Raw genomic sequence first — 25,676 nt, 5'->3', positions numbered from 1 at the left:
GTATCAGAGGATGAGTTTTTGAGAAAGCAATTCAAGAATTTCAGCAAATCATACAAATATGGGGACAACAGATAAATACAGTGAATACATTGCTTTATTGGAAGCAAACAAAAATCTTATTCTAACCGGTGCGCCGGGCACAGGGAAAACTTACTTGTCACGTGAGATTGCTACAGCTATGGGAGCGGAATGGGAATTCGTGCAGTTTCATCCGTCGTATGACTATACTGATTTTGTGGAAGGGTTAAGGCCTACTCCTCCCGATAGCAAAGGCAATATAGGATTTGAACGGAAAGACGGGGTGTTTAAGGAGTTTTGCAAGAGGGCGATGTATAAATATTCTCAACCAATCAACCAAGTGGAGGTATTTAAAGTAAACGACCAGACCTATGAAAAAGAAGAATTTAAAACCTCATATGCTCAGAATTTATCCCCGACTATGATTGAAAAGGTAATGGAATGGGTAAAAACACAAAATGGTGCAACTTTTACTTCTAACAGAAGCAATACCACTTTTACACTTGTTATATTAGATGATAAACTAAATGTAAGAATACCCAAAGGTGGAATTAAGTATGTGAATCCTGAAGGCGTAAAACGGTATCTGGCAACAGGGGAATATAATAAGCAACATCAAACGTATGAGCCTTCAGTTGGAGAATACATAAAAAAGAATTGTCCTTTCTTAAGCAACAATAAAGTATTGAATGATACTCGTGAAGTTCAAACTTTAAAAACAGAACATTTTAATCATCCCGATGTTTTACCGCTAACTCAAACTGTACAACCTCAACCAATAGCTTCCTCTCAACCGACCAATGATACTAAAGAAGCCTCAAAGCCTTTCGTTTTCATCATCGATGAAATAAACCGAGGCGAAATCTCCAAGATATTCGGAGAACTATTCTTTAGCATAGACCCTGGCTATCGAGGCGAAAGCGGACGGGTAAAGACCCAATATCAAAACATGATAACCGACAAGAATGACCCGTTCTATGAAGGCTTTTATGTTCCGGAAAACGTCTATATCATCGGAACGATGAACGATATTGACCGAAGCGTGGAAAGTATGGACTTCGCCATGCGCCGCCGCTTTGCATGGAAAGAAATAAAAGCAAACGAGAATACCGGTATGCTGGATAGTTTTGGAGGATTGAAAAATGAAATTATAAGCAAGATGAATCGGCTGAACAATGCCATTTGGAACGAAGAAACCAACGAAGGCATTGAAGGACTTAGTGCGGCTTATCACATCGGAGGTGCCTACTTCAAGAAATTGGAACTATATGACTATGAAAATAATCTGCCGGAAGCCTATCGGCAATTATGGGAAAACCATTTGCGAGGCGTGCTTTTCGAATACCTGAGAGGTTCATTCAATGCGGCTGATAACCTGAAAAAGTTGGAAGAGGTTTATTATTCGAAAGGCAGATACGAATGATGGAGTGGAAAGACAATAGCGAACATCTTCTGACGGAGAATGTGGAAAGGCTGTTGCCTTTTGCCAACACTCCGATTTCTTCCTTGGTGGATGACAAAGGAAAGCCTTTGCTCGTTTTTCCTTTATCCTTTCAGGAGTGTGAAGACTGTATAGGCAAGCAACACCTGTTTGACATTGCGCCCAAAGGGAAGAGTTATGTGGTGAAAACAGGAAACTTAGCTGGATTCATAGGTCTGAATGATATGTACATAACCATCCGTTCACGGTTCGGGACGGAGAACGGTGATGACTATTTCCTGCATTATATGTTGAAAAAAGTCTTATCCGTCAATCTGTTTAATCTGAAGCATACGGCTACAGACGAACAGGTATTTGATTTCCTGCTACATCTGTTTCCTTATTTCCTGAATAAAGCGTTGGTGCAAGGTCTTTATAAGGAATATCGGCGAAACGAATACAACGACTGCAACCTGAGAGGCACGATTGACATCAGCCGGCATATCAGGTGCAACATGCCCTTTAACGGACGTGTGGCATATCGCACGAGGGAGTTCAGTTATGACAATCATGTGACCCAACTGATACGCCATACGGTGGAATATATCCGTACCAAACGGTTGGGCGAAATGGTTTTGCACACAAACGTAGATACGCAAGAGAATGTTTCCCAAATCGTTTCGGCCACCTCAACGTATCAGAGGCAAGACAGGCTACAGGTTATCAAAAGCAATTTGAGACCTGTTGTCCACCCCTACTATACACAATATGTACCTTTACAGGAACTTTGCTTGAAAATACTAAGCCATGAGCGATTAAGATACGGACAAGACAAGGATGAAATTTATGGCATTTTGTTCGATGTGTCATGGCTTTGGGAAGAATATTTAAACACATTGCTCACTCCTTTAGGGTTCAAGCATCCTGATAACAGGCAGAATGCCGGAGGTGTCTGGTTGGGATATAGTCTGATAGAGAATAAAAAAAGAAACGCTTTTTTGCGTTATCCTGATTTTTATGACAAAGAAAGAAGCATCATCTTGGATGCCAAATACAAGAGCCAGATTGATTATGTTGCCGATGTAAACCAAGTCATTACCTACCTGTATCGGATGAAAGGGCGTATCGGTATGTTTGTCCAGCCAACACCTGATGAAAATGAACCAAAATCATATAGCTTGCGAGGATATGGTGAAGATGGCGATGCCCGTCTGATTGAATACCCGTTTCAGATTCCGGCAAGCGTTTCAAGCTTCGAGGATTTTGAAAGAAAGATAAGGCTTTCTGAAACAGCGTTAAAAGAGCAAATAGAAATTTTGCATCCATAAGAGTCACCCGAACAAGCCAAGCGATGCAGATTGCGACTATTAGAATGAATTCCAACCATAAAAAGACTCCGGCATCCAATCTTTTACTACCTTTACACACGCAAAAACAATAAACCGATATGTACAAATACAAACTGATATGGATAATCACCGCTTGTCTGGCTCTCACCTCGTGCGCCACCGCTTCCTTCTCGAAATACAAAGGAGTGGGGCGCATCAAGCGGTATGAGATTTACAGCGAGCAAGTGCCCGACTCTTTCAACGGGTTCCGCATCGCTTTTGCTTCCGACTTCCATTACGAAAGCCGGTTTGACGCCAAGCGCCTGCATGGAGCCATCCGTGCCTTGCAAGCGGCAGATGCAGATGTCCTCTTATTGGGAGGAGACTATCGCGGACGGGAAGGAGGAGATATGGAAGAACTGTTCTCGGCACTGGCACAGGTAAAGACACGTTTCGGCACATACGCCGTCATGGGCAACCACGAACGGGGAGAAAGCGATACGTTGGTGCGCCGCGCCATGGCACATACGGGAGTGCGTCTGCTGGAACATAAAACGGATACCTTATGGAAAGGAAACGAATACATCCTGATATGCGGTATCCGCAATCCGTTCGACCTGAAACGGAACGGCGTATCGCCTACCCTTGCGCTTCGTGCGGAAGACTTTGTGGTAATGCTGGTACATACCCCCGATTATGTGGAAGACACGGACGTATCGAACACCGACCTTGCCTTGGCAGGACATACGCATGGCGGACAAGTCAGCCTGTTCCGCCGGTGGAGTCCTGCACACTTCTCCAAATACGGGAACCGCTTCCTCACGGGACTGAAGCACAACAGCCAGGGCATCCCCCTCATCATCACCAACGGGCTGGGCACCTCGCGGAAAGACATTCGCCTCTTCACGCCCAGCGAAGTGGTAGTAGTAGAACTCAAACAACAATTCCCCAAGCCATCAAAATAATTGGAGTTTCTGATTGGGTCATATTATCAATCCAGATAGCATCTTTTTATAGTTTCCATATCAAAACCGTACGTTCTCCATATCGAAAACATACGGTTTCCATATGGAGAACGTACGGTTTTGATATGGAGAACGTAAAAAGAAGACAGTCAGAAACAGAAACTGAATCTTTCAATCATACATTTATTCGTATCTGCTGAACAAACGTAGAAACAGTTTCTTCCAGGTTTTAGAAGCTGTTTTGAATTTATCGTGCGATGATTTGGGATGAGTTTTTGAGGCATTTTCGCTTCTGTGATGAGGAAGATAGCGGGCTATCTGACGAAGAACAGGAGCGAAAAGGACCAAAAAATCGCCCAAAGCACACACGGAAACGGATACATCAAGCCAAGAAAAACTTTTTGGAGAAATTCAAAACAGCTTCTTATTTTTAACCGATGATTTCGTATATTTGCAGAACATTCAAAACATTCACGTATGACACACATCATTCAATTAGAAGGAACTGATAAACAATTATACCCATTGATCGGACCGCTTGTAATGAATCCTGATGTACTCCGATACAACAACCGATACCCTTTCAAAACCGGGAAAAAATTCCGTTGGTACATTGCCGTCAACAAACAAAATGAAGCCATCGGTTTTATTCCGATTGAAAATAAAGCGAGCGAATGCCTCATTAATAATTATTACGCACAAAAGGAAGGGCATGATAAAATCCTGACCGACTTATTACAAACCGTATGTGCCGACTATACAGGCGATACACCCCATCTGACCGCACTGGTACAGACTGTGCATAAAGAATTGTTCATCAGACTAGGTTTCAGCACCATCAAGGAATGGAAGCTTTACATAAAAATGGAAAGAAAATGAAAGAGACAACAGCTAAAAATGTCTACCAGCTGGCACAAGAACGGCTTGACATTATTTTCAAGGAATTTGACAATGTATATGTATCCTTTTCGGGTGGAAAAGACAGTGGGGTCTTGCTGAACATGTGTATCGATTATATCCGAAGTCATAAGCTGAACCGCAAGCTGGGAGTTTACTTCATGGACTATGAAGTGCAATACAAAATGACTATCGACTATGTAGAACGTATCTTTGAAGCAAATAAAGACATTCTAGATGTATACCGCATCTGCGTCCCATTCCGGGTAGCTACCAGCACATCAATGTACCAATCCTACTGGCGCCCTTGGGAAGAAGACAAAAAAGACATCTGGGTACGCCCCATGCCCAATGATGCCACTACCGCAGACAATTTTCCAGGATTCAAGCCAGAAATGTGGGATTACGACTTTCAACTTTACTTTGCCAGTTGGCTTCATGAAAAAAAGAAAGCCATACGCACCTGTTGCCTGGTAGGAATCCGCACACAAGAGAGTTTCAACCGCTGGCGATGCATCTACCAGACTCCTAAAATGTTATTATACCACCGCTATATCTGGACTTGCAAAATTAACAATGACATCTACAACGCTTATCCACTCTATGATTGGCGCACCTCCGATGTATGGGTAGCCAATGCAAAATTCGGCTGGGACTACAATCATCTGTATGATTTATACTACAAAGCAGGAGTCAGTATCGAACGTATGCGCGTAGCCAGTCCGTTTATCGGAGAAGCCATCGAAAGCCTGTCTCTTTATAAAGCAATCGACCCCGACATGTGGGGACGTATGATAGGCCGTGTGAACGGAGTCAATTTTGCCGGTATCTATGGTTCTACCCATGCTACCGCCCGCAACAAAATCAAACTTCCCAAAGGCTACACATGGAAATCATTTATGTTTTTCCTCCTATCCACCCTTCCCGAAGAAACAAGGAACGGCTACCTGCGCCGCTTAGATGTCAGCATTAAATTCTGGCGGAACAAAGGAGGATGTTTGAGCGATGAAGTCATCCAAAAACTGATTGATGCCAAAATACCTATAGAAATCGTGGACAAAAGCAACTACAAAACCCATAAACATCCTGTACGTATGGAATATCAGGAAGATATCGACATTCCCGAGTTCCGCGAAATCCCTACTTACAAACGAATGTGTATTTGCATCTTACGAAATGACCATGCCTGCAAATACATGGGATTCTCGCCCAACAAGGAAGAAATCAGCAAGAAAAACCAAATAATGGAAAATTACAAACATATCTGGAGATGAGAAAGAAAAAAGAACAACTTGAGGAACCTATCCCCCAAAACTATAAAAGTCCGGTATACAATGTCATTGCCGTACCAGTAGAAAAAGTACATGCCAACGATTACAATCCGAACAAAGTGGCACCGCCTGAAATGAAATTGCTCGAATTGTCTATTTGGGAAGATGGCTTTACCATGCCTTGTGTGTGTTACTACGACCATGAAAAAGATGAGTATATACTGGTAGACGGTTTTCACCGATATAGTGTATTAAAAAAATCAAAACGCATATACGAACGTGAGAAAGGTATGCTTCCGGTAGTAATAATCGATAAAGACCTGTCAAACCGTATCGGTTCTACCATCCGACACAACCGCGCACGGGGAACACACGATGTAGACCTTATGTCGCACATCGTATCCGAATTGGACAAAGCTGGCATGAGCGACCAATGGATAATGAAAAACATCGGGATGGACCGCGATGAACTGCTCCGCCTGAAACAGATATCCGGACTTGCCGAACTTTTTATCGATAAAAACTTTACGATTCCACCAGCTAAGCCCACTTATCTGCCCGACCCTGAAAATACAGAAGAAAATGCTGTAAAGAGCGAAATCGAAAAATAAATGCCAAGAAGAGGAATAGAGGAAAGTCTAGGAAAAAACGTTCCACGTATAGGAAACTGCCTTATAAAGCTATTAAGCAGCTTGTGATTTTCTTTGACTTTCTCTTCCTTAGTTCCTATGTTTGTAATGTGCTAGCAAAATAGCATAAAGCCAAGAGAATTATTAAATTTGTAAATGAAAGAAATAACTTAATAAAACCTATGACTTTATGCGTAAACAAAGTAACACATTAAATTTTGAAGGACAAAATATTTATGTAGGAATTGATGTGCATCTGAAGAGTTGGACAGTAAGTATTCTGAGCGGGCATCTCCACCACAAGACATTCGTTCAGCCCCCGAGTCCGGAAGCCCTGTCCTCTTATCTTCACGCGCATTTTCCCAACGGGAATTATCTGTCAGCCTATGAAGCGGGTTTCAGTGGCTTTTGGGCGCATTATAAATTGGTTGAAATGGGAATACAGAATATAGTGGTTAATCCGGCGGATGTCTCCACCAGCCAGAAGGAACGTCTTCAGAAGACGGATGCGGTGGACAGCAGGAAAATAGCCAGGTCTCTGCGTAACAATGAACTGACAGCCATCCATGTCCCTTGCAGGGAGACATTGGAGGTCCGTACCCTTTTGCGCAGCCGTGACGCCCTTGTCCGTGACCTGGCAAGAATGAAACAGCGCGTCAAGGCATTCCTGTATTATTATGGGATTGACTATCCTGAAGAATTCCAGCACAGCGGCACCCACTGGTCACGCGCTTTCATGAACTGGCTGCGTAACGGCATCCGCATGGATACGGAGGAAGGGGGTGCCGGTCTTTCCCTTTTGCTGGATTCCGTAGAGTCACAGCGCAGGCTTCTTCTGGAAGCGACACGGAAGCTGAGGGCGCTTTCCCGTTCAGACGGATATGCCACCGACTACGGACTGCTGCGTTCCGTCCCGGGCATAGGCATGATAACGGCTTTGTCTTTACTCGCCGAACTGGAAGATATACGGCGTTTCGCCAATTCGGACAGGCTTGCGGGGTATATCGGCCTTGTCCCCACTTCCCACTCCACGGGTGAGAAAGACAATAAGGGGGAGATGACCTTCCGGGGGCAAATGCAGTTAAGAAGCAAACTGATAGAATGCGCATGGTTCGCAGCCCGGATTGACCCGGCCTTGAACATGGCTTTTTCAAAGCTGACACGGCGGATGGAGCCTAACAAGGCCATTGTGCGGATAGCCCGAAAACTGTTGAACCGGATCTTTTATGTCTTGAAATATAAAAGGAGATATAAGAATGAGACAGTTGAATGACACGATGGACAACAACTATATGAATGACCGCTGACAGTTTCTTGCAGCCATCAGGTCTGCTTTCTTTAGAATGCGGCATTTTACTTTAATAGGACTGAAAAGGAACATGTGACCGGGAACTTCCCGGTTCACTGATAGAAGGTTGTCCATATAATAAGTTCCGGCAAGGAAAACGGCAGGTTTTCTTAGCCATGTAGCGATATCCGTAACACAAAGGGACAGGACCGATGTCCCATCCCTCAACAATGTTACGGCGTAACGCAGGGAGTCTATTGCTGGCAAGTTGCTCCTCAGCAGAGCTTGCGTCCTCTTCAACTCCTTGATTACAAAGCTAATGAAAACCTTTAATAAAATAAAAAAATTCTCTGGATATTTGGATTACAACATAGAAGAAGCTGTTTTGAATTTCTCCAAAAAGTTTTTCTTGGCTTGATGTATCCGTTTTCGTGTGTGCTTTGGGCGATTTTTTGGTCCTTTCCGCTCCTGTTCTTTGTCAGATAGCCCGCTATCTTCCTCATCACAGAAGCGAAAATGCCTCAAAAACTCATCCCAAATCATCGCACGATAAATTCAAAACAGCTTCTTATTTTATAATCGGACTACTTCACCATCGAAAGCCAGATGCACACAAGGCGGAAGTTTTCTCTCAACCTCGGCATGCAGGCCTAACTGATGGCTGATGTGGATAAAATAGGTTTCACGCGCCTGTATACGTCCTGCCTGGTTCAACGCCTCTGCCAAAGACTGGTGTGTAGGATGAGGCTGGATGCGCAAGGCATTCATAAACAGACAATCCACCCCATTCACGTATGCATACGACTCATCAGGCAAATAAGACATATCAGTAATCCATGCCATTTTGCCAATACGAAAACCCAATATAGGAAGCCGGCCGTGCATCACACGAAAAGGCACAACCTCGACCGAATGACCTGCATCGTTTGTGACCTGAAAAGGCACGTATGGCTCGATTTTCGTCAGTGGAATACGGGGAACACCCGGATAAGGATGCTCGTCGAAACAATAAGGAATACGTTTTACCAAACGGTCTGCCGTATAAGCCTCGGCATATACCGGCACATCCCGAAACTTGCAAAACGGACGTAAATCGTCCAGTCCGCCCACGTGATCGTAATGTTCGTGAGTAATCAATACACCATCTATGGGATGAAAATCAGGCAAACGAAGGGCTTGCTCCCGAAAGTCAGGTCCACAATCTATTAAGATACGAACCCCTTCTGTTTCTACCAGTGCCGAACAGCGCAATCGGTTATCACGCGAGTCTGCACTCGTACAGACCGGGCACGTACACCCAACCTGCGGCACACCTGTGGAAGTACCGCTTCCCAATACCGTTATCTTCATATACTAATGAGTTTGTGAGTTTGTAAGTTTGTGAGTTTGTGAGTCAAAACGTTTAAGAGTTTAAAACTTAAAAACTTAAGAACTTAAAAACTTAAGAACTTAAGAACTAAATATAATTCACTTCGGGCACAATCACGATGCCGAACTTTTCTTTTACCGAATCCGCCACATCCTCTGCCAAGCGGCGGACCTCTTCACCCGTAGCTCCCCCTAAATTCACCAATACCAATGCCTGCTTATCGTGCACGCCTACTTTCCCTCGCTTTTTACCTTTCCATCCACACCTGTCTATCAGCCATCCGGCAGGCACTTTCACCTTCCCTTCTCCAGCCGGATAATGAGGCATATCAGGATATGACACACGCAACGCTTCGTACTGAGCCAACGGAATCACCGGATTCATAAAGAAACTTCCCGCATTCCCCACCTCCACCGGGTCGGGCAATTTGGCTTTCCGGATGCGGATTATCACGGCACGCAACGTCTCGAGCGTAAGCTCCTCATGGGCTTTCTCCAGTTCGGCACGGATATTCCCGTAATCCAAATGCCACACCGGCTTCTTGCTTAACCTGAAAAAGACCTTAGTCACGATATAGCATCCTTTCATCTCTCGCTTAAAAACGCTTTGGCGATAGGCATAACGGCATTCGGCATTCGAGAAGCGGCGATGTTCACCCGTGGCTATGCATAATGTATCCACCTTTGTTATCAAGTCCTTCACTTCGACTCCGTATGCGCCGATATTCTGCACAGCCGAAGCCCCCACTTCTCCAGGTATTAACGAAAGGTTTTCGGCTCCATACCAGCCATGGGAAACGGCATATGCCACAAATTCGTCCCACACGACACCCGAACCGACACACACTTCTACCTCCTCCTCATTCTCACGTACCACACGGATACCTTGAATGGCAGAATGAAGTACCGTACCGGAGAAATCATCCAAAAAGAGCAGGTTACTCCCGCTTCCGACAGGCAAAAGTGGCAAAGGAGTATTCTTTTGCCTCAGAAACGCACAAAGTTCTTCTTCCGATTCGTATTCTACAAACCGTTTGGCATGTACATCCATACCAAACGTATTATGAGACAACAAGGAATAATTTCGTAAATCTTTCATTCTCTTTGTTTTTATTGAAGAAGCTGTCAATCGCTCAAATCCTCAAACTGTTTCAACCTCCATTCTCCACCCCGACGCTTGAAGTACAATGTATTGCTGAATCCATTTCCGAACCCTTTAAATTCAATGATTTTCGTATCTGTATCAGGCAATGACTCTTGTCCATAATGCACATTGGTCAACCGTTCCTTCAACAAAGGCGGACGAAACGAGAACCATTGCCCTTCATCAAGTGTAGTTTCCAGAATCTGAAATTCATCTTCCGGATCAACCGTCACAAACGACAACGGATTGGCAAGTCTTTCAGCCTGAAAAACCGAATCGTTGGCAAAACGATAATAAAAATCGAAGAAGTCTTCCTTTCCCTCTTCCGCCTGTGCCAGTTTCTCCTGATTGATTGCTTCCAGAAACCAAGTCTCACTGACACGCTGGAAGTAATAACGTTTCACCTTCCGTTCTTTCAAATAAATCCAATCCACTTGCACACTCCGTACAGCCGTATCTTTCTCCAATTCCATTTCCTCTTCCTTATCAAAAAGTACGGTATACACCAAATCACGGCTGAACAAAGGATCATACTTCCACTCATCTTTCGCTATACGTGCCACATTCTTCCCTTTGTAAAAAGAAAGAGGAAACATCACACGCGAATGTTGGAAACGTTCATTCGAAGCAAAGTTGTAGAAAAAGTCAGCAAAACTCTCATCGGCTGTAGCCGGAATCACTTCCGGACGGACAGGAGCCGTGTCAATCACCATCGTGTCGGGCGCAGCAGACAACGAATCTATCTCACTCGTCAGCGTCTCAAAAGGATCTATCTTTTTCTTTCCACCTCCGCAGGAGGTTGTTGCCAATACAAGCAAACAACATCCGAATACAATTTTTTTCATATTTAGTGCTTCTGAAAAATCAAGCGCAAAATTACTTCTTTTTTTCTTTTATCGGATAAAAGACCTGTAGTTTTCTTTTTTGTCGGAAGAAAAAGACAATAATTCAGTTTAAATCCTTACCTTTGCGCTAAAAATAAGAAAACTAAAGAATAGGTTATGATAACGAAAATAGAAGAATTACTTCAAGAAGTAGATCAGCTGAACGCCCAGAACACAGAAGAACTGGAAGCGCTCCGCATCAAGTACCTGAGCAAAAAGGGAATCATCAATGCCTTGATGGCAGACTTCCGGAATGTGCCCGCCGAACAGAAGAAACAAGTGGGCATGAAACTGAACGAACTGAAAACCCGTACACAAGAACGCATAGCCGCCCTGAAAGAGACATTCGAGAACCAGGATGCCGACATGTCGGGCATTGACCTGACCCGTACGGCCTATCCCATCGGACTGGGCACACGCCATCCGCTGAACATCGTGCGCAACCAGATCATTGATATCTTCAGCCGTCTGGGATTCACCATTGCCGACGGTCCGGAAGTGGAAGACGACCTACACGTATTCACAAAGATGAATTTCGCTCCCGACCATCCGGCACGCGACATGCAGGATACCTTCTTCGTAGAGACCAATCCGGACGATGTGACCAAGAACATCATCCTGCGCACGCATACCAGTAGCGTACAGGCACGCACCATGGAAGTGACCCAACCTCCTATCCGTGTCATCTGCCCGGGACGTGTGTACCGCAACGAAGCCATCAGCTACCGTGCCCATTGCTTCTTCCATCAGGTAGAAGGACTGTATGTAGACAAGAACGTATCGTTCACCGATCTGAAACAGGTCTTGCTGCAATTTGCCCAAGAAATGTTCGGACCTGAAACCAAAATCCGTCTGCGTCCTTCCTACTTCCCGTTCACCGAACCCAGTGCCGAAATGGATATCAGTTGCCACATCTGTGGTGGAGAAGGATGCCCGTTCTGCAAATATACCGGCTGGGTGGAAATTTTGGGATGCGGCATGGTAGACCCTGCTGTGCTCGACGCTTGCGGCATCGACAGCAAAGTTTATTCAGGCTATGCCTTCGGCATGGGCGTAGAACGCATTGCCAACCTGAAATACAAGGTAAAGGACTTGCGCATGTTCTCGGAAAACGACACCCGCTTCCTTGAAGAATTCGAAGCGGCAAACTAAATAAACAGTTAATAATTAATAGTTAATAATTAATAGTTAAGAGTAGGAACATCTGCTGACCCCTATTAATTATTAATTGTTAACTATTAATTAACCTCACCCTAACACTTCTGTTTATGGAAAAGCAACGGCTTATTACCCCAAGTTATTGTTGCATCCTTGCCGCCAATTTCCTTCTCTACTTCGGCTTTTGGCTCTTGGTTCCGGTGCTTCCCTTTTATCTTTTGGAAATTTTCCATGCTTCGAATGCCACTATCGGCATTGTCTTGTCGTGTTATACTGTATCTTCACTTTGCATCCGCCCGTTTTCGGGATACTTGCTTGATACTTTCGCACGCAAGCCCTTATACCTGTTTGCCTATTTTGTTTTCACATTGATTTTCGCCGGCTACATCTTTGCCGGCGCACTGGTCATGTTTATCATCTACCGCATCATCCACGGCATTTCGTTCGGGATGGTGACCGTAGGAGGAAATACCGTAGTCATCGACATCATGCCTTCATCACGAAGAGGGGAAGGCTTGGGCTATTACGGACTGGCTAACAACCTCGCCATGTCTGTCGGACCGATGTTCGGATTGTTCCTTCATAGCGCAGGTACATCTTACATCGCCATTTTTTCTTATGGACTCGGTTCATGCATCTTGGGCTTTATCGCAGCCAGCCTGGTAAAGACCCCTTATAAACCGCCGGTCAAACGCGAACCGATATCGCTCGACCGCTTTATCTTATTGAAAGGGCTTCCCGCCGGACTCAGCCTGCTTCTGCTTTCCATCCCTTACGGCATGACGACCAATTACGTGGCAATGTATGCCCGGCAAATCGGCATCACCGCCGAAACCGGATTCTTCTTTACCCTGATGGCTGTAGGCATGGCTATCAGCCGCATGTTCAGCGGACGGCTGGTCGACAAAGGGAAAATCACGCAAGTCATCAATGCCGGACTGTATCTGGTATGCCTCTGCTATTTTGCCCTGACCGCTTGCGGCTGGCTGATAGAGTGGAACTATGCTTTCACAACGAGCCTATTCTTTTCAGTCGCCTTGCTTTTGGGCATTGGATTCGGCACCATGTTTCCTGCCTACAATACGTTATTCGTAAACCTGGCTCCCAACAACCAGCGTGCGACCGCCACCAGTACTTACCTTACTTCGTGGGATGTAGGGCTTGGAATCGGCATGCTGCTGGGCGGATACATTGCCGAAATCGCTTCGTTCAGAGACGCATACCTGTTCGGAGCCATACTTACAATCGTATCCATGACCTATTTTCACTTGAAAGCAGGTCCCCATTTTCAACGTCACCGGTTGAGATAAAATCGAATAAACGGAAAGACAAGCTGTACAGAAAATCAGCACACGATAAATTCAAAACGGTTTCTTAGAGCCTGTTTAAATTTTGCTCAGGTTAATTTTGCGAATTGTTTTCGAGGATGTTTTTCTGATTTTATGAGGAGGATAGCGGGCTATCTGACGAATAAAATCGGGAAAACAGACCGGAAACAAACGCAAAAGAACCTGATAGAATATTACTTTATTGGAAAATTTAAACAGGCTCTTACTCTTCTCGCAACATTATTTGCGCATCGTATAAAAAGAAAATCATTTTAATTCTTATACGTGAAAACAATGATATGCGAATACTTGTTGCCGACTTTTGTCACCTGCGCAGAAAAAATGAATGAGCGGAACAAATCGACATGCTGCATCACAAATTTGGGCAAATAAAATCCGCCAACCTGCAACATATCCCCTCCTTTCAACTTATCCATATCCGCCACAAAAATAAAAGAGGCATCACGCGAAAGATTCGATACACATTCTTCGAATAAAGTATGTTGTGGAATGCTTATCATACGCGATATACACGAATCCACCTTTTCTTGTCCCGACAACACCAGCAAGCCATCTTCAGAAACTGAATCCATTTGATACAGCCGGTCTGTGACACGAAACCGGCATGAATCCGGCAATACCATCGAACCACTCAAATAAAACACCTCACTGTTTAAATGGATATCAAAACTGCTCCAGCAACTCGCACAATCCCTTACCAGGAAAGGCAGTGAAGGAGCATGCCCGTACAATGTAATAAAATTGACAGCCTTTCCTTCGTAACATTCCATAAACACAGCATCCTCACGCAACGAAACATCATCTTTACGGGCATCAATCACTTGCTCTATCAAGCTTTTCTGATAACTAAGGATGCAAAAACCCTTGCCACAATAAGCAGCTATAAAATCACCGTTTTCGAGTGCATAGATATCTATATCGCTACCTCGATACGACTCTTTCTTAGGCACAAACCTTCTCCCTTGGCGCTGCATCATCCGCTGTAAAAACTCTCTTCCCGAACCGTGGGTACGGAAATACATTACGACATTACGCGCCGACATTGGTGCATGAAAACTGATCATCATTCTTTCAATGCCATTGCTCAGCCGATGTACCGTACTGTCTGCATTCGGAAATACGGCATTAAGTACCATCGGGAACAAACCACTCTGCCGCAATGTATCCAATTGCAAACCATAAGTGGTTTGTGGAAATTCATTAGCCAAGAAGTCAGGATTATCAGTTTCAAGCAAGCCAACACTCTCCAATGGCACAAAAGACAACAAATCGACATCCTTGCCCTTATCAGCCACACTGAGTTGGACAAAGCTATAAACTCCTACTGCTATGCAGAAAAGAACAATAGAAACGATAACACCTACCTTACCGACCATATTATTCATATTTTTTTGCAAATATAGGCAATTAATTAAAAAAGTACAAATCCAATAGGGAATATTTAAAAAAGAAAAAGCAGTGAATATACATTTAGATACTCACTGCCTGATACCCAAGTGTGGGTGACTAGTGGGACTCGAACCCACGACATTCAGAACCACAATCTGACGCTCTAACCAACTGAACTATAGTCACCATGTTGGTATAAAATGTAATGAATTACTTCGAAGAGGTTTTTAAGTGAGGGTGACTAGTGGGACTCGAACCCACGACATTCAGAACCACAATCTGACGCTCTAACCAACTGAACTATAGTCACCATGTTGATTACCTCTCAAAAGCGAGTGCAAAGGTAAACATTAATTTTGAATCTGCAAACTTTTCCAATGTTTTTTTATTCGGGAACAGACAAAAACACAGAAAACACAGAACAAACGCATTTAAATCATGCAGATTACCCTCAGTGACGGAGAGAATTATCCGATATTGGAAAAGATTATCTTCTACAGCGTAGCATTTATTCCTTCCGACACTGATTTCACAAATTCTTTCAGGCATTTCATTTTACCGCTACGGATGCTGGGTTAATAAAGCATAAAGAAACAAATATACTAGATGATATGAATGGAAAATATTAATTTTGTTAGAGCATTAATATATTAAACAATTTAAACAGAAGAAATATGACATTGATTGATGGAAAAGCTATTTCTGAACAGATTAAACAAGAAATTGCAGCAGAAGTAGCAGACATTGTTGCCCATGGAGGAAAACGTCCGCATCTGGCTGCCATTTTAGTGGGTCACGATGGTGGAAGTGAGACCTACGTGGCATCAAAAGTAAAAGCATGTGAAGTATGCGGTTTCAAGTCCACATTGATCCGCTACGAAGACAACGTGACCGAAGAAGAACTACTGGCAAAAGTCTGTGAGTTAAACGACGATGAAGACATCGATGGTTTTATTGTCCAGTTGCCTTTGCCCAAACACATATCCGAACAGAAGGTAATCGAAACGATAGACTACCGCAAAGACGTAGACGGCTTTCACCCCATTAATGTAGGACGCATGTCTATCGGACTCCCCTGCTATATTTCAGCCACTCCCAACGGAATCATGGAATTATTCAGACGGTACCACATCGAAACACAAGGAAAGAAATGTGTCGTACTGGGAAGAAGCAACATTGTAGGCAAACCGATGGCGATGCTGATGATGCAAAAAAATTATCCGGGCGATGCCACAGTGACCGTTTGTCATAGCCACAGTGCAGACCTTGTAAAAGAATGCCAAGAAGCAGACATCATCATAGCCGCCATGGGACAACCCAACTTCGTAAAAGCAAATATGGTAAAAGAAGGAGCGGTTATTATTGACGTAGGCACTACCCGCGTTCCAGATGCAACAAAAAAATCAGGATTCAAACTGACTGGAGACGTAAAATTCGATGAGGTAGCTCCTAAATGCTCCTTCATCACACCTGTGCCAGGAGGTGTAGGCCCCATGACTATCGTTTCATTGATGCGGAACACCCTGCTGGCTGGGAAAAAAGCTATTTACAAATAAAAAAACTGTTTTGAGGGTGTATCAAAACAGGACTTAGTTTTCATTTTGATAGCCGTTCTTTATCTTGATATACCCTCAATAAACATTCTATAAAGAGTTATCCTATCAACTCTTCATACGTTCTCTTCCTTCTTCCCTGTACTCGCCACAGCAGACTGAAACGATATCGCTCCCCAATATCAGTATTGACTGATTTCTGCAAATTCTCTTTGCGGTCCGTTTCAAACTGAGGTCGCATGGCCACATAGTCACAACGTGCTTTCAACACAGCACGTGCTTCCCCTACTTTCCCACGCAAAGCAAAGAAACCAGCTGCCAGATAGTCCAATATCAGCCGGACACGCATTACACGCTTCAACTCCTTAGCTGGCAAATTTTTATAAAGCATCAGCAAGTTGTTTCGAAAATTCAAATAAGTTTTCTTCGGGTCACTTGTCTTTAAAGTAGCCCCTCCTACATGATATACTTCACATAGCGGCAAACAGACAATACGATACCCCCGGCTACGCAACCGCCAACAAAAATCTATTTCTTCCATATGGGCAAAAAAGCGTTCGTCCAGACCTCCCACTTCCCAATATACATTCCGCCGGACAAACAACGCCGCCCCTGTAGCCCAGAATATCGGTATATTATAATCATACTGTCCACGGTCTTCCTCTATCTCATCCAGCACCCGTCCCCTACAGAACGGATAACCATACCGGTCGATAAATCCACCTGCCGCCCCAGCGTATTCGAAATTAGTCTTTACCCGCCAGCTCAAGATTTTAGGCTGGCAGGCTGCCACTTGCGGATGTTCGTCCATATATTTCACCATAGGCTCCAACCAGCCTTTCCCCACTTCTACATCATTGTTCAACAACACCACGTATTCTGCATCTATCTGCTTTAATGCCTTGTTATACCCACCCGCATAGCCATAATTCAGATCCAGCCTCATCAAGCAAGCCTCAGGAAACTCATTTTCCACAACCGCACATGAATCATCTGTCGATGCATTGTCGGCTACATACACTTTCACACCTTCTCCCTGTGAATAGGTCAATACAGAAGGCAAGAATTTGCGGAGCATCTCTGCACCGTTCCAATTCAAAATGACAACAGCTACATTTATCTTACTCATACATTCTTATTCCTTATAAGATTAACAACAAACACGTGCCAGGGAAACACAAATACCGACTCTATTTAGAAGCTGTTTTGAATTTCTCCAAAAAGTTTTTCTTGGCTTGATGTATCCGTTTTCGTGTGTGCTTTGGGCGATAAATCCAAAACAGCTTCTTACAAATATACAATTTTATTGCAAAACAACAAGCGGCCAATGAGCTGAAATTACAATAAAACTTCTACAGGATCGGTTCCCATTTGTCCACCGGCACCAATAGAATGCAACAAGTCTTATTTTCACTGCTCCGGAAATGTTAAAACATCCAAATCAATCCAACTTTCCACACAAGATTCCTTTTAATGCTGTCCCATCGGCATTCATTTCACCCAGCTGTACACGCACTAAATTATTGCCCAAGCCTTCTTTATTTTCCAGTTCTACCCGTATATAGTTCGGTGTAAAGCCATGCATTCGTGCTCCCGCCTTAGCATGTTCCATCAAGACAACAGCTTCCTGACCGATATGTCTTTCATAAAAGGCTGTTGTTTTTTCGTCCGACAGAGCAAGCAGACGCTGGCTTCGTGCATGCTTATCTTCCGGAGAGACTACATAATCTATCTTTAAGGCTTGCGTACCCGGACGTTCCGAATAACTGAATACATGCAACTGGGTTATATCCAGTCCCTCAATAAACTGATAGGTACGCTCAAAATAGCCGGGTGTCTCCCCACGCGTCCCCACAATCACATCCACACCGATAAACGCATCAGGCATATACGATTTGATCGTTTGCACCTTCGAAGCAAACAGCTTCGTGTCGTAGCGCCGGCGCATCAATTTTAACACTTCATCGCATCCCGATTGTAATGGAATATGAAAATGAGGCATAAACCGTTTCGATTGAGCTACAAACGCAATAATCTCATCGGTCAACAAGTTTGGTTCAATCGAAGAGATCCGGTACCGTTCGATTCCCTCCACCTCATCCAGTGCCTGCACCAGCTCAAGGAATGTCTCACCGGTGCTTTTACCAAAATCACCGATATTGACTCCCGTCAATACTATTTCCTTACCACCTTCTGCTGCAACCTGTCGTGCCTGTTCCCGCAAATCAGCAATTTTACCATTCCGGCTTCTTCCACGTGCAAAAGGAATCGTACAATACGAGCAAAAATAATCACATCCGTCCTGTACTTTCAGGAAATAACGGGTACGGTCTCCCCTTGAACAAGAAGGCACAAATGTATGTATATCTTGCTGAGGTGAAGTCACTGCTTCGCCATGAGCACGCTTTTCCAGCCCACCCAAGTATTTCATCAAATCTCCTTTCTGCTCGGCACCCAATACCAAGTCTACCCCTTCAATGCCCGCCACTTGTTCCGGTTTCAGCTGTGCATAACATCCTGTCACCACGATGAAAGCTCCCGGATGCTCTTTCACCATCCGATGAATCGCCTGCCTGCACTTTTTATCAGCGACCTCAGTCACCGAACAGGTGTTGATTACGCATATATCCGCCTTTTCTCCTTTCTGCACTGTCTGTACGCCTGCTTCTTTCAGCATCTTTCCTATTGTAGATGTTTCGGCAAAATTCAACTTGCATCCCAAGGTGCAATAGGCCGCTTTCTTATTGCGAAAAATAGAATTATCTGTCATATATATAATAAGGTGTATAATTAATCCTGATTCAGGGAATGCAAAGTTACACATTATTTTGCAGACCATCGCTAACCGGCATCAGAGAATCGCATTTTTACACTTTGTACGTTCAGATTCCTTTACCAAACATATTTTTTTCAAAAAAAAACCGGTTTTCATGAACAACCTATTAAAAAACTCTATATCTTTGCAGCGTTTTAAGAAGACAACATAAGTATTACAGATTTAAAAAAGCAAAGAAAATGAAAAAATTAGTATTTTTGTTCGTAGCATTTGCTGCTGTTTCTTTTGCATCTTGCGGAAACAAAGCAGCTAACACTGAAAGCACTGTAGATTCTTCAGCAACAGTTGAAACTGTAGAAGAAGCTGCTCCGGTAATGGATTCTACAGCAGTTGATTCAACAGCTGCCGCTGCTACTGATTCAGTAGTTGCTGAATAATCCAATCTCGAACAATTAGAGAGAATTGAAAAGTCTGTAAGCTCAGCCTACAGACTTTTTTTATAACCTTTCCCCTACCCCGTCAGCAAACCGGCACCGCGAAGTGTAGCAAGTAACTGGAATGGCAGATGAAGCATATCTTCGTTTGTGAAAACGAACGAATTCTTTAAATCAATTTTAAATTGCATGGGTCGGTTGACTTTACAACGTTAAATAATTAAGGACATATTTGTTTTAAAAAAAAAAATATTCGTATTTTTGTGAAGCTAATAGATCACGTTTATATTTTGATTATGATACGAAGAAAGTTGAGAGGAATGGGGGTGGCATTAGTCACTCCTTTTAATGAAGACGGAAGTGTGGATTATGATGCACTTATTAAGTTGGTGGAATATCAGATCCAAAATGGCACAGACTTCTTATGTGTACTGGGAACCACAGCAGAAACCCCAACACTGACGGCTGACGAAAAGAAAAAGATAAAACAAACTGTCATAGAACGAGTAAACGGAAGAGTTCCCATTCTGTTAGGCGTGAGCAGTAACTGTACCCAAACTGTAGTTGACACGTTGAAAAATGATGATATGACAGGAGTAGATGCCGTACTCGTTGCCGTACCTTACTATAATAAGCCGTCACAAGAAGGGATTTACCAACATTACAAAGCCATCGCACAAGCTACTAAATTGCCGGTGGTACTTTATAACGTACCTGGACGCACGGGTGTAAATATGACAGCTGAAACGACATTGCGCCTGGCACGTGATTTCGAAAACATCGTAGCCATTAAAGAAGCCTCGGGCAACATTACACAAATGGATGACATCATAAAAAACAAACCAACTAATTTCGATGTTATTTCAGGCGATGACGGCATTACCTTTCCTCTGATTACATTGGGAGCCGTAGGAGTCATTTCAGTCATAGGAAATGCATTTCCACGAGAATTCAGCCGTATGACCCGTCTGGCACTAGCCGGTGATTATCCTAGCGCATTGGCTATCCATCACCAGTTTACTGAATTGTTTAAGCTACTCTTTGTTGACGGTAACCCGGCAGGAGTGAAGGCCATGCTTAGCATGATGGGGATGATAAAGAACCGCCTGCGCCTTCCTTTGGTACCTACCCGCATCACTACGTTTGAAAAAATGCGTTGCATTTTGAACGAACTGAAAATAAAGTGCTGATGAAAGTTCAAAATAATTAACCAGCCTGTAAAAACAATGAAAAATCTTATACTTCCTAATGAAACTTCAATCTCTTAAACCTCAGAGAGCAAAGGATTCAAAGAAAACAAAATCTGTCCCAGTCAAGTCTCAACATAAAATATAAAGCACTTAAGTATAAGATTTTTCTACCATGTTTATAACGGCACCAATCAAAAAGGAAAACAATTAATGAATGTCCGCAAACAGTCAATGCATACCCCTGAAAAATGAATATATACTGCATCAGCTTATGAATATATACTGCATCGGCTTATGAATATATACTGCATCAGCAAAGGCAGTACTACCGCATTTTCAACTCAGCGAATTGGCTGATTGCGGACATTCATAAAACAATTAAAGATGACATCTCAGAATGTTCACACTAAATACATTACATCTCAGAAAAAACTATGAAACACGAACAAATGTACTTGCATCCGGAACTGGAAACAATGACTCGCCCGGAGATAGAACGGCTTCAAATGGAGAGGCTGCAACAAACATTGCAACGCTGCATGCGCTCTCCTTTCTATAAACAACGCTTCACCGAGAACGGCCTCAGACCGGAAGACATACGCTCGCTGGACGATTTACAGAAAATACCTTTTACCACCAAGCAAGACTTGCGTGACCATTACCCATTCGGACTTTCGGCTGTTCCGCTGGAAGAAGTGGTACGCCTGCACTCGTCCAGTGGCACAACGGGCACACCTACCGTCATCCTGCATACCCAACACGACCTGGATGAATGGGCAAATGCCGTAGCACGCTGCCTTTACATGGTAGGATTACGCAAAGGTGACATTTTCCAAAATTCATCGGGCTACGGAATGTTCACCGGTGGACTGGGATTCCAATATGGTGCCGAACGGCTTGGAATGCTCACCGTACCTGCAGCAGCTGGAAACACCAAGCGGCAAATCAAGTTTATCACCGACTTCGGCACTACCGCGCTACACGCCATTCCCAGCTATGCCGGACGACTTTATGAGGTAATGGAAGAGATGGGCATTGACCCGCACCGCGATACAAAGCTCCGTACCTTGATTATCGGAGCTGAACCACATTCGGACGAACAACGCCGGCGCATCGAGGACATGTTAGGCGTAAAGGCATACAACTCTTTCGGAATGTCTGAAATGTGTGGTCCGGGAGTGGCATTCGAGTGTCCCGAACAGAATGGTCTGCACATTTGGGAAGACTATTACATCGTGGAAATCGTAAATCCGGAAACACTGGAACCGGTACCTGAAGGTGAGATAGGCGAACTGGTGCTGACTACCATCAACCGCGAAGCAATGCCCCTCCTGCGCTACCGCACACGTGACTTGACACGCATCTTGCCAGGTGACTGTCCTTGCGGACGTCACCACAAACGACTGGACCGCATGAAAGGCCGGAGCGATGACATGATAATCTTGAAGGGTGTGAACATCTTCCCTATACAGATAGAAAACATTCTGATGCAATTTAAGGAACTGGGTAACGAATACCTCATCACGCTGACCAATCTGGAAGCGAATGACGAAATGACCGTAGAAGTAGAACTGAACGACTTTACCGATGACTATGGTTTCCTGCAAAGACTAACCAAGGAAATCACCCGCCAGTTGAAAGACGAAATATTGATAACTCCGCGCGTCAAACTCGTACCTAAAGGCAGCCTGCCCCAGCAGGAAGGTAAAGCCATACGCGTGAAAGACTTAAGAAAAACATTGATATAATACCAACACAAGGCATCAGCTGATAAGGTGACAAAGCTTTAAACAGCCTTGAATATTCAGAGTTTTGCCAACCTCGTCAGAGCTTGTTCTTGTAAACCTAAAAAGCATAAAATATGACCATCCACCAGTTATCTGTATTTGTAGAAAACAAGTCGGGCACATTGCTTCAGGTGCTCGAACTACTGAAAGAAGCGAATATCCAACTTATCGCTTCCACCATTTCCGACACAGTAGAATATGGTATCTACCGAATCATCTGTTCCGAACCGATGCGCGCTTACGAAACATTGAAACAGGCAGGCATCTCAGCAAATCTTTCGGACGTGTTCGCCATCATGCTCGATAACCAACCGGGACGTGCAGCCGATGCCATTCGAAGCTTCAGCCAGGCAGGGATAGGTATTTCCTACCTCTATTCATTCCTACTTTCGGGCAAAGGCATCCTGGTATTCCGGACTGACAGCCCGGAAGAAACCCGTAAAGTCATACTCGATAAAGGACTGAATTACATCGAAGAACAGCACCTGCTGAAAATGGCATAATGTTTTTAATGAATATCCGCAAACATCCCTTGCAGTAGCATATCGCATACGCCACTGCAAGGGATGTTTGCGAAATGACATCAGCGGAAAGTAATGTGACGGTTGGTGATAAAGTTGACCGCACCGTAGATGAAAAGTCCCAGGAACTGAGCCAGATACTCATTGCAGTAAAACAACTCCACCAACATCAGCAGGAAAAGGAACTGCATGCTGTAGGCCAGCAGGAAGGCACCGGCAAAGAACAACACCTGATGCCAGATGCTGTTCTTCTTATTGCCAGGCTCAAGAGGGAATATCCAATATTTACACCAAATAAAGTTGTGAATCTGCGCCACGACATAAGCAATGATATTCGCCGTGATGTAACTTTCACCCTCGATATGCATCAGCAGCCATACCACAAACGCAGTAATCAAAGCATTGAGCGTGCCTACGATAGCAAAACGGATGACGCGTACAGATTCTTTCATTCAACTTCTTTTAAGAGATAACGATGACCAGTGCCTCTTTGGGTCAGTCTTCTTTCACTACTTGCAGATGTAATTCGTCCAGCTGCTTCTGGTCAAGATAGCCTGGAGCATCCAACATTACGTCACGACCGGAATTGTTCTTTGGGAATGCAATACAGTCGCGGATGCTGTCAAGACCGGCAAAGAGCGATACCCAACGGTCGAGACCATATGCCAATCCGCCATGAGGAGGTGCACCGAACTTAAAGGCGTTCATCAGGAAGCCGAACTGCTCTTGCGCCTTTTCCTGTGTGAATCCCAGAATTTCGAACATTTTCTCCTGAAGCGCTGAATCGTGGATACGAATAGAACCACCCCCTACTTCTACGCCGTTGACCACCATATCATAAGCATCGGCACGCACGGCAGCCGGGTCTGTATCCAGCAAAGGAATGTCTTCGTCTTTAGGATGGGTAAACGGATGGTGCATTGCCATCAGGCGACCTTCTTCCTCACTCCATTCAAACATCGGGAAATCTACCACCCACAAGCAGGCAAACTTATTCTTATCGCGCAAGCCCAGCTGGTTACCCATCTCCAAGCGCAATTCGCAAAGCTGTTTGCGAGTTTTCATCGCATCGTCACCACTCAATATCAATATCAAATCACCCGGTTTGGCACCGAAAGCCTCTTTCATCTGCTGAAGCACATCTTGAGCATAGAATTTATCGACACTTGATTTCACGTTACCATCGGCTTCCACGCGGGCATAGACCATACCTTTCGCACCGATTTGCGGACGCTTCACAAACTCGGTCAACTGATCAAGTTGTTTGCGAGTGTAATGCGCCGCCCCCTCAGCACAGATACCGCCGATATACGCTGCATTGTCGAATACTGAGAAGCCATAACCTTTCAATATATCCATCAGTTCGACAAACTTCATGCCGAAACGCAAGTCGGGCTTGTCGCTACCATAATACTTCATTGCATCGGCCCACGGCATACGCTGGAACGACTCAGTCAGTTCCACACCACGCAATTCCTTGAACAGATGCTTTGCCATCCCTTCAAACATCTGGATGATGTCTTCCTGTTCCACAAAACTCATCTCACAGTCAATCTGTGTGAACTCAGGCTGACGGTCAGCACGAAGGTCTTCATCGCGAAAACATTTCACAATCTGGAAATAACGGTCGAACCCCGACACCATCAGTAGCTGCTTCAACGTCTGCGGAGACTGAGGCAAGGCATAAAACTGTCCCGGATTCATGCGTGAAGGCACCACAAAATCGCGCGCACCTTCGGGTGTAGACCCAATAAGCATCGGAGTTTCCACTTCGAGGAAACCTTTACTATCCAAATAACGGCGCACTTCCATTGTCATCCGGTGGCGCAACTCCAGATTCTTGCGCACGGCAGTACGACGCAAATCCAGGTAGCGGTATTTCATCCGGAGGTCATCGCCGCCGTCTGTATTATCTTCAATCGTAAACGGAGGGGTCTGTGCCACATTCAGCACATTCAATTCCGACACGATGATTTCGATTTCACCAGTAGGAAGGTTGGCATTCTTGCTGGAACGCTCGCTCACCACGCCCATTACCTGAACAACGAATTCACGTCCCAAGTGATTGGCTCGCTCGCACAGTTCTGCATTCACTTCTGTATTAAACACCAATTGGGTGATGCCATATCGGTCACGAAGATCCACAAAGGTCATCCCTCCCATCTTACGCGTACGCTGCACCCAGCCGGCGAGCGTCACGTTTTTGCCTGCATCGGCGAGTCTCAGCTCACCACAAGTATGACTTCTGAACATATCATATAAGGTTTATAAATCCAAGTTTGACTATAAATTTAGGCAAAGGTAGTA

The 25,676-nt window shown here is 44.4% G+C and carries 24 protein-coding genes and 2 tRNA genes; 15 read left to right on the top strand and 11 right to left on the bottom strand.

Annotated elements, in window-relative coordinates; genetic code table 11:
* The first annotated feature begins 58 nt into the window (after positions 1 to 58).
* The 8 genes from B5G04_RS17960 to B5G04_RS17930 all read left to right on the top strand — a co-directional run bounded on the left by B5G04_RS17960 (position 59) and on the right by B5G04_RS17930 (position 7,801).
* Positions 59 to 1,441, top strand: a complete 1,383-nt coding sequence (locus B5G04_RS17960; RefSeq protein WP_239414150.1) for an AAA family ATPase — start codon at positions 59 to 61, stop codon at positions 1,439 to 1,441.
* The gene (locus B5G04_RS17955) at positions 1,438 to 2,766 is read left to right on the top strand and encodes a hypothetical protein (protein ID WP_087398242.1); all 1,329 of its coding nucleotides are present in this window, start codon (positions 1,438 to 1,440) and stop codon (positions 2,764 to 2,766) included. Before B5G04_RS17960 ends, B5G04_RS17955 begins: the two co-directional genes overlap by 4 nt.
* Positions 2,767 to 2,885: 119 nt before the next feature.
* Positions 2,886 to 3,731 (top strand): metallophosphoesterase, encoded by an 846-nt coding sequence (locus B5G04_RS17950; RefSeq protein ID WP_087398241.1) that lies wholly within the window; start codon positions 2,886 to 2,888, stop codon positions 3,729 to 3,731.
* Between the two features lie 257 nt (positions 3,732 to 3,988).
* A complete protein-coding gene (locus B5G04_RS20075; protein WP_158100137.1) occupies positions 3,989 to 4,165 on the top strand; it encodes a hypothetical protein in 177 nt (58 codons plus the stop codon).
* A 43-nt stretch (positions 4,166 to 4,208) separates the two neighbouring features.
* Positions 4,209 to 4,610, top strand: coding sequence for a hypothetical protein (locus tag B5G04_RS17945; RefSeq protein WP_087246929.1), 402 nt, complete (start codon positions 4,209 to 4,211; stop codon positions 4,608 to 4,610).
* Positions 4,607 to 5,902, top strand: coding sequence for a DUF3440 domain-containing protein (locus B5G04_RS17940; RefSeq protein ID WP_087213046.1), 1,296 nt, complete (start codon positions 4,607 to 4,609; stop codon positions 5,900 to 5,902). The genes B5G04_RS17945 and B5G04_RS17940 overlap by 4 nt, the downstream gene beginning before the upstream one ends.
* Positions 5,899 to 6,510, top strand: a complete 612-nt coding sequence (locus tag B5G04_RS17935; RefSeq protein ID WP_022039899.1) for a ParB/RepB/Spo0J family partition protein — start codon at positions 5,899 to 5,901, stop codon at positions 6,508 to 6,510. Before B5G04_RS17940 ends, B5G04_RS17935 begins: the two co-directional genes overlap by 4 nt.
* Positions 6,511 to 6,718: 208 nt before the next feature.
* Positions 6,719 to 7,801: an IS110 family transposase gene (locus B5G04_RS17930; protein WP_087398240.1), complete on the top strand. Its 1,083-nt coding sequence runs from the start codon at positions 6,719 to 6,721 to the stop codon at positions 7,799 to 7,801.
* A 378-nt stretch (positions 7,802 to 8,179) separates the two neighbouring features.
* On the opposite strand, the gene B5G04_RS20070 is transcribed toward B5G04_RS17930, so the two are convergent.
* From B5G04_RS20070 to B5G04_RS17915, 4 genes are all read right to left on the bottom strand, one after another.
* Positions 8,180 to 8,359 carry a hypothetical protein gene (locus B5G04_RS20070; protein ID WP_158100136.1) on the bottom strand — a complete coding sequence of 60 codons (180 nt, stop codon included), beginning with the start codon at positions 8,357 to 8,359 and terminating at the stop codon, positions 8,180 to 8,182.
* A gap of 30 nt (positions 8,360 to 8,389) precedes the next feature.
* Positions 8,390 to 9,166, bottom strand: a complete 777-nt coding sequence (locus B5G04_RS17925) for an MBL fold metallo-hydrolase (RefSeq protein ID WP_022039900.1) — start codon at positions 9,164 to 9,166, stop codon at positions 8,390 to 8,392.
* 106 nt (positions 9,167 to 9,272) lie between these two features.
* On the bottom strand, positions 9,273 to 10,283 hold the full coding sequence (gene murB / locus B5G04_RS17920) for a UDP-N-acetylmuramate dehydrogenase (RefSeq protein ID WP_087246925.1): 1,011 nt from the start codon (positions 10,281 to 10,283) through the stop codon (positions 9,273 to 9,275).
* Between the two features lie 26 nt (positions 10,284 to 10,309).
* A complete protein-coding gene (locus B5G04_RS17915) occupies positions 10,310 to 11,173 on the bottom strand; it encodes a DUF4348 domain-containing protein (RefSeq protein WP_022039903.1) in 864 nt (287 codons plus the stop codon).
* 156 nt (positions 11,174 to 11,329) lie between these two features.
* Between B5G04_RS17915 and pheS the strand changes: the two genes are divergently transcribed.
* Positions 11,330 to 12,364 carry a phenylalanine--tRNA ligase subunit alpha gene (pheS, locus tag B5G04_RS17910; protein WP_022039904.1) on the top strand — a complete coding sequence of 345 codons (1,035 nt, stop codon included), beginning with the start codon at positions 11,330 to 11,332 and terminating at the stop codon, positions 12,362 to 12,364.
* Positions 12,365 to 12,480: 116 nt separating this feature from the next.
* Entirely contained in the window at positions 12,481 to 13,680 is a 1,200-nt protein-coding gene (locus B5G04_RS17905; RefSeq protein ID WP_087398239.1) for an MFS transporter, read from the top strand.
* 290 nt (positions 13,681 to 13,970) lie between these two features.
* Here B5G04_RS17905 and B5G04_RS17900 read toward each other — a convergent pair whose 3' ends face one another.
* The 3 genes from B5G04_RS17900 to B5G04_RS17890 form a co-directional block, all read right to left on the bottom strand.
* Positions 13,971 to 15,104, bottom strand: a complete 1,134-nt coding sequence (locus B5G04_RS17900) for a hypothetical protein (protein WP_239414149.1) — start codon at positions 15,102 to 15,104, stop codon at positions 13,971 to 13,973.
* Positions 15,105 to 15,220: 116 nt separating this feature from the next.
* A tRNA-His gene (locus B5G04_RS17895) sits at positions 15,221 to 15,294 on the bottom strand.
* Positions 15,295 to 15,344: 50 nt separating this feature from the next.
* Positions 15,345 to 15,418, bottom strand: a tRNA-His gene (locus B5G04_RS17890).
* Positions 15,419 to 15,782: 364 nt separating this feature from the next.
* On the opposite strand from B5G04_RS17890, the gene folD reads away from it, so the two are divergent.
* Complete coding sequence (folD, locus tag B5G04_RS17885; protein WP_022039908.1) at positions 15,783 to 16,664, top strand: bifunctional methylenetetrahydrofolate dehydrogenase/methenyltetrahydrofolate cyclohydrolase FolD; 882 nt, start codon at positions 15,783 to 15,785, stop codon at positions 16,662 to 16,664.
* A gap of 97 nt (positions 16,665 to 16,761) precedes the next feature.
* Here folD and B5G04_RS17880 read toward each other — a convergent pair whose 3' ends face one another.
* Entirely contained in the window at positions 16,762 to 17,781 is a 1,020-nt protein-coding gene (locus B5G04_RS17880; protein WP_204247035.1) for a glycosyltransferase family 2 protein, read from the bottom strand.
* Between the two features lie 321 nt (positions 17,782 to 18,102).
* On the bottom strand, positions 18,103 to 19,431 hold the full coding sequence (mtaB, locus tag B5G04_RS17875; protein WP_087398252.1) for a tRNA (N(6)-L-threonylcarbamoyladenosine(37)-C(2))-methylthiotransferase MtaB: 1,329 nt from the start codon (positions 19,429 to 19,431) through the stop codon (positions 18,103 to 18,105).
* A 245-nt stretch (positions 19,432 to 19,676) separates the two neighbouring features.
* On the opposite strand from mtaB, the gene B5G04_RS17870 reads away from it, so the two are divergent.
* The 4 genes from B5G04_RS17870 to B5G04_RS17855 all read left to right on the top strand — a co-directional run bounded on the left by B5G04_RS17870 (position 19,677) and on the right by B5G04_RS17855 (position 23,351).
* Positions 19,677 to 19,874 (top strand): hypothetical protein, encoded by a 198-nt coding sequence (locus B5G04_RS17870; protein WP_022039911.1) that lies wholly within the window; start codon positions 19,677 to 19,679, stop codon positions 19,872 to 19,874.
* Between the two features lie 293 nt (positions 19,875 to 20,167).
* Complete coding sequence (dapA, locus tag B5G04_RS17865; RefSeq protein WP_087212173.1) at positions 20,168 to 21,061, top strand: 4-hydroxy-tetrahydrodipicolinate synthase; 894 nt, start codon at positions 20,168 to 20,170, stop codon at positions 21,059 to 21,061.
* Between the two features lie 449 nt (positions 21,062 to 21,510).
* Positions 21,511 to 22,809: a phenylacetate--CoA ligase gene (locus B5G04_RS17860; RefSeq protein WP_087247090.1), complete on the top strand. Its 1,299-nt coding sequence runs from the start codon at positions 21,511 to 21,513 to the stop codon at positions 22,807 to 22,809.
* Between the two features lie 113 nt (positions 22,810 to 22,922).
* A complete protein-coding gene (locus B5G04_RS17855) occupies positions 22,923 to 23,351 on the top strand; it encodes an acetohydroxyacid synthase small subunit (RefSeq protein ID WP_022039915.1) in 429 nt (142 codons plus the stop codon).
* 80 nt (positions 23,352 to 23,431) lie between these two features.
* Here B5G04_RS17855 and B5G04_RS17850 read toward each other — a convergent pair whose 3' ends face one another.
* The gene (locus B5G04_RS17850) at positions 23,432 to 23,821 is read right to left on the bottom strand and encodes a GtrA family protein (RefSeq protein ID WP_022039916.1); all 390 of its coding nucleotides are present in this window, start codon (positions 23,819 to 23,821) and stop codon (positions 23,432 to 23,434) included.
* A 43-nt stretch (positions 23,822 to 23,864) separates the two neighbouring features.
* The gene (gene aspS, locus B5G04_RS17845; RefSeq protein WP_022039917.1) at positions 23,865 to 25,622 is read right to left on the bottom strand and encodes an aspartate--tRNA ligase; all 1,758 of its coding nucleotides are present in this window, start codon (positions 25,620 to 25,622) and stop codon (positions 23,865 to 23,867) included.
* Positions 25,623 to 25,676 lie beyond the last annotated feature (54 nt).

Origin of the sequence: Bacteroides sp. An51A, from assembly GCF_002161565.1 — a bacterium.
In the GTDB taxonomy this organism is placed as follows: domain Bacteria; phylum Bacteroidota; class Bacteroidia; order Bacteroidales; family Bacteroidaceae; genus Phocaeicola; species Phocaeicola intestinalis.
This window is presented reverse-complemented; position numbering and strand designations above follow the sequence as displayed.

Bases quoted from the DNA above. Each gene is read 5' to 3' on its own strand.
- B5G04_RS17960 (WP_239414150.1), top strand. From the start codon at position 59: ATGGGGACAACAGATAAATACAGTGAATACATTGCTTTATTGGAAGCA.
- B5G04_RS17955 (WP_087398242.1), top strand. From the start codon at position 1,438: ATGATGGAGTGGAAAGACAATAGCGAACATCTTCTGACGGAGAATGTG.
- B5G04_RS17950 (WP_087398241.1), top strand. From the start codon at position 2,886: ATGTACAAATACAAACTGATATGGATAATCACCGCTTGTCTGGCTCTC.
- B5G04_RS20075 (WP_158100137.1), top strand. From the start codon at position 3,989: ATGATTTGGGATGAGTTTTTGAGGCATTTTCGCTTCTGTGATGAGGAA.
- B5G04_RS17945 (WP_087246929.1), top strand. From the start codon at position 4,209: ATGACACACATCATTCAATTAGAAGGAACTGATAAACAATTATACCCA.
- B5G04_RS17940 (WP_087213046.1), top strand. From the start codon at position 4,607: ATGAAAGAGACAACAGCTAAAAATGTCTACCAGCTGGCACAAGAACGG.
- B5G04_RS17935 (WP_022039899.1), top strand. From the start codon at position 5,899: ATGAGAAAGAAAAAAGAACAACTTGAGGAACCTATCCCCCAAAACTAT.
- B5G04_RS17930 (WP_087398240.1), top strand. From the start codon at position 6,719: ATGCGTAAACAAAGTAACACATTAAATTTTGAAGGACAAAATATTTAT.
- B5G04_RS20070 (WP_158100136.1), bottom strand. From the start codon at position 8,359: ATGATTTGGGATGAGTTTTTGAGGCATTTTCGCTTCTGTGATGAGGAA.
- B5G04_RS17925 (WP_022039900.1), bottom strand. From the start codon at position 9,166: ATGAAGATAACGGTATTGGGAAGCGGTACTTCCACAGGTGTGCCGCAG.
- murB (WP_087246925.1), bottom strand. From the start codon at position 10,283: ATGAAAGATTTACGAAATTATTCCTTGTTGTCTCATAATACGTTTGGT.
- B5G04_RS17915 (WP_022039903.1), bottom strand. From the start codon at position 11,173: ATGAAAAAAATTGTATTCGGATGTTGTTTGCTTGTATTGGCAACAACC.
- pheS (WP_022039904.1), top strand. From the start codon at position 11,330: ATGATAACGAAAATAGAAGAATTACTTCAAGAAGTAGATCAGCTGAAC.
- B5G04_RS17905 (WP_087398239.1), top strand. From the start codon at position 12,481: ATGGAAAAGCAACGGCTTATTACCCCAAGTTATTGTTGCATCCTTGCC.
- B5G04_RS17900 (WP_239414149.1), bottom strand. From the start codon at position 15,104: ATGAATAATATGGTCGGTAAGGTAGGTGTTATCGTTTCTATTGTTCTT.
- folD (WP_022039908.1), top strand. From the start codon at position 15,783: ATGACATTGATTGATGGAAAAGCTATTTCTGAACAGATTAAACAAGAA.
- mtaB (WP_087398252.1), bottom strand. From the start codon at position 19,431: ATGACAGATAATTCTATTTTTCGCAATAAGAAAGCGGCCTATTGCACC.
- B5G04_RS17870 (WP_022039911.1), top strand. From the start codon at position 19,677: ATGAAAAAATTAGTATTTTTGTTCGTAGCATTTGCTGCTGTTTCTTTT.
- dapA (WP_087212173.1), top strand. From the start codon at position 20,168: ATGATACGAAGAAAGTTGAGAGGAATGGGGGTGGCATTAGTCACTCCT.
- B5G04_RS17860 (WP_087247090.1), top strand. From the start codon at position 21,511: ATGTACTTGCATCCGGAACTGGAAACAATGACTCGCCCGGAGATAGAA.
- B5G04_RS17855 (WP_022039915.1), top strand. From the start codon at position 22,923: ATGACCATCCACCAGTTATCTGTATTTGTAGAAAACAAGTCGGGCACA.
- B5G04_RS17850 (WP_022039916.1), bottom strand. From the start codon at position 23,821: ATGAAAGAATCTGTACGCGTCATCCGTTTTGCTATCGTAGGCACGCTC.
- aspS (WP_022039917.1), bottom strand. From the start codon at position 25,622: ATGTTCAGAAGTCATACTTGTGGTGAGCTGAGACTCGCCGATGCAGGC.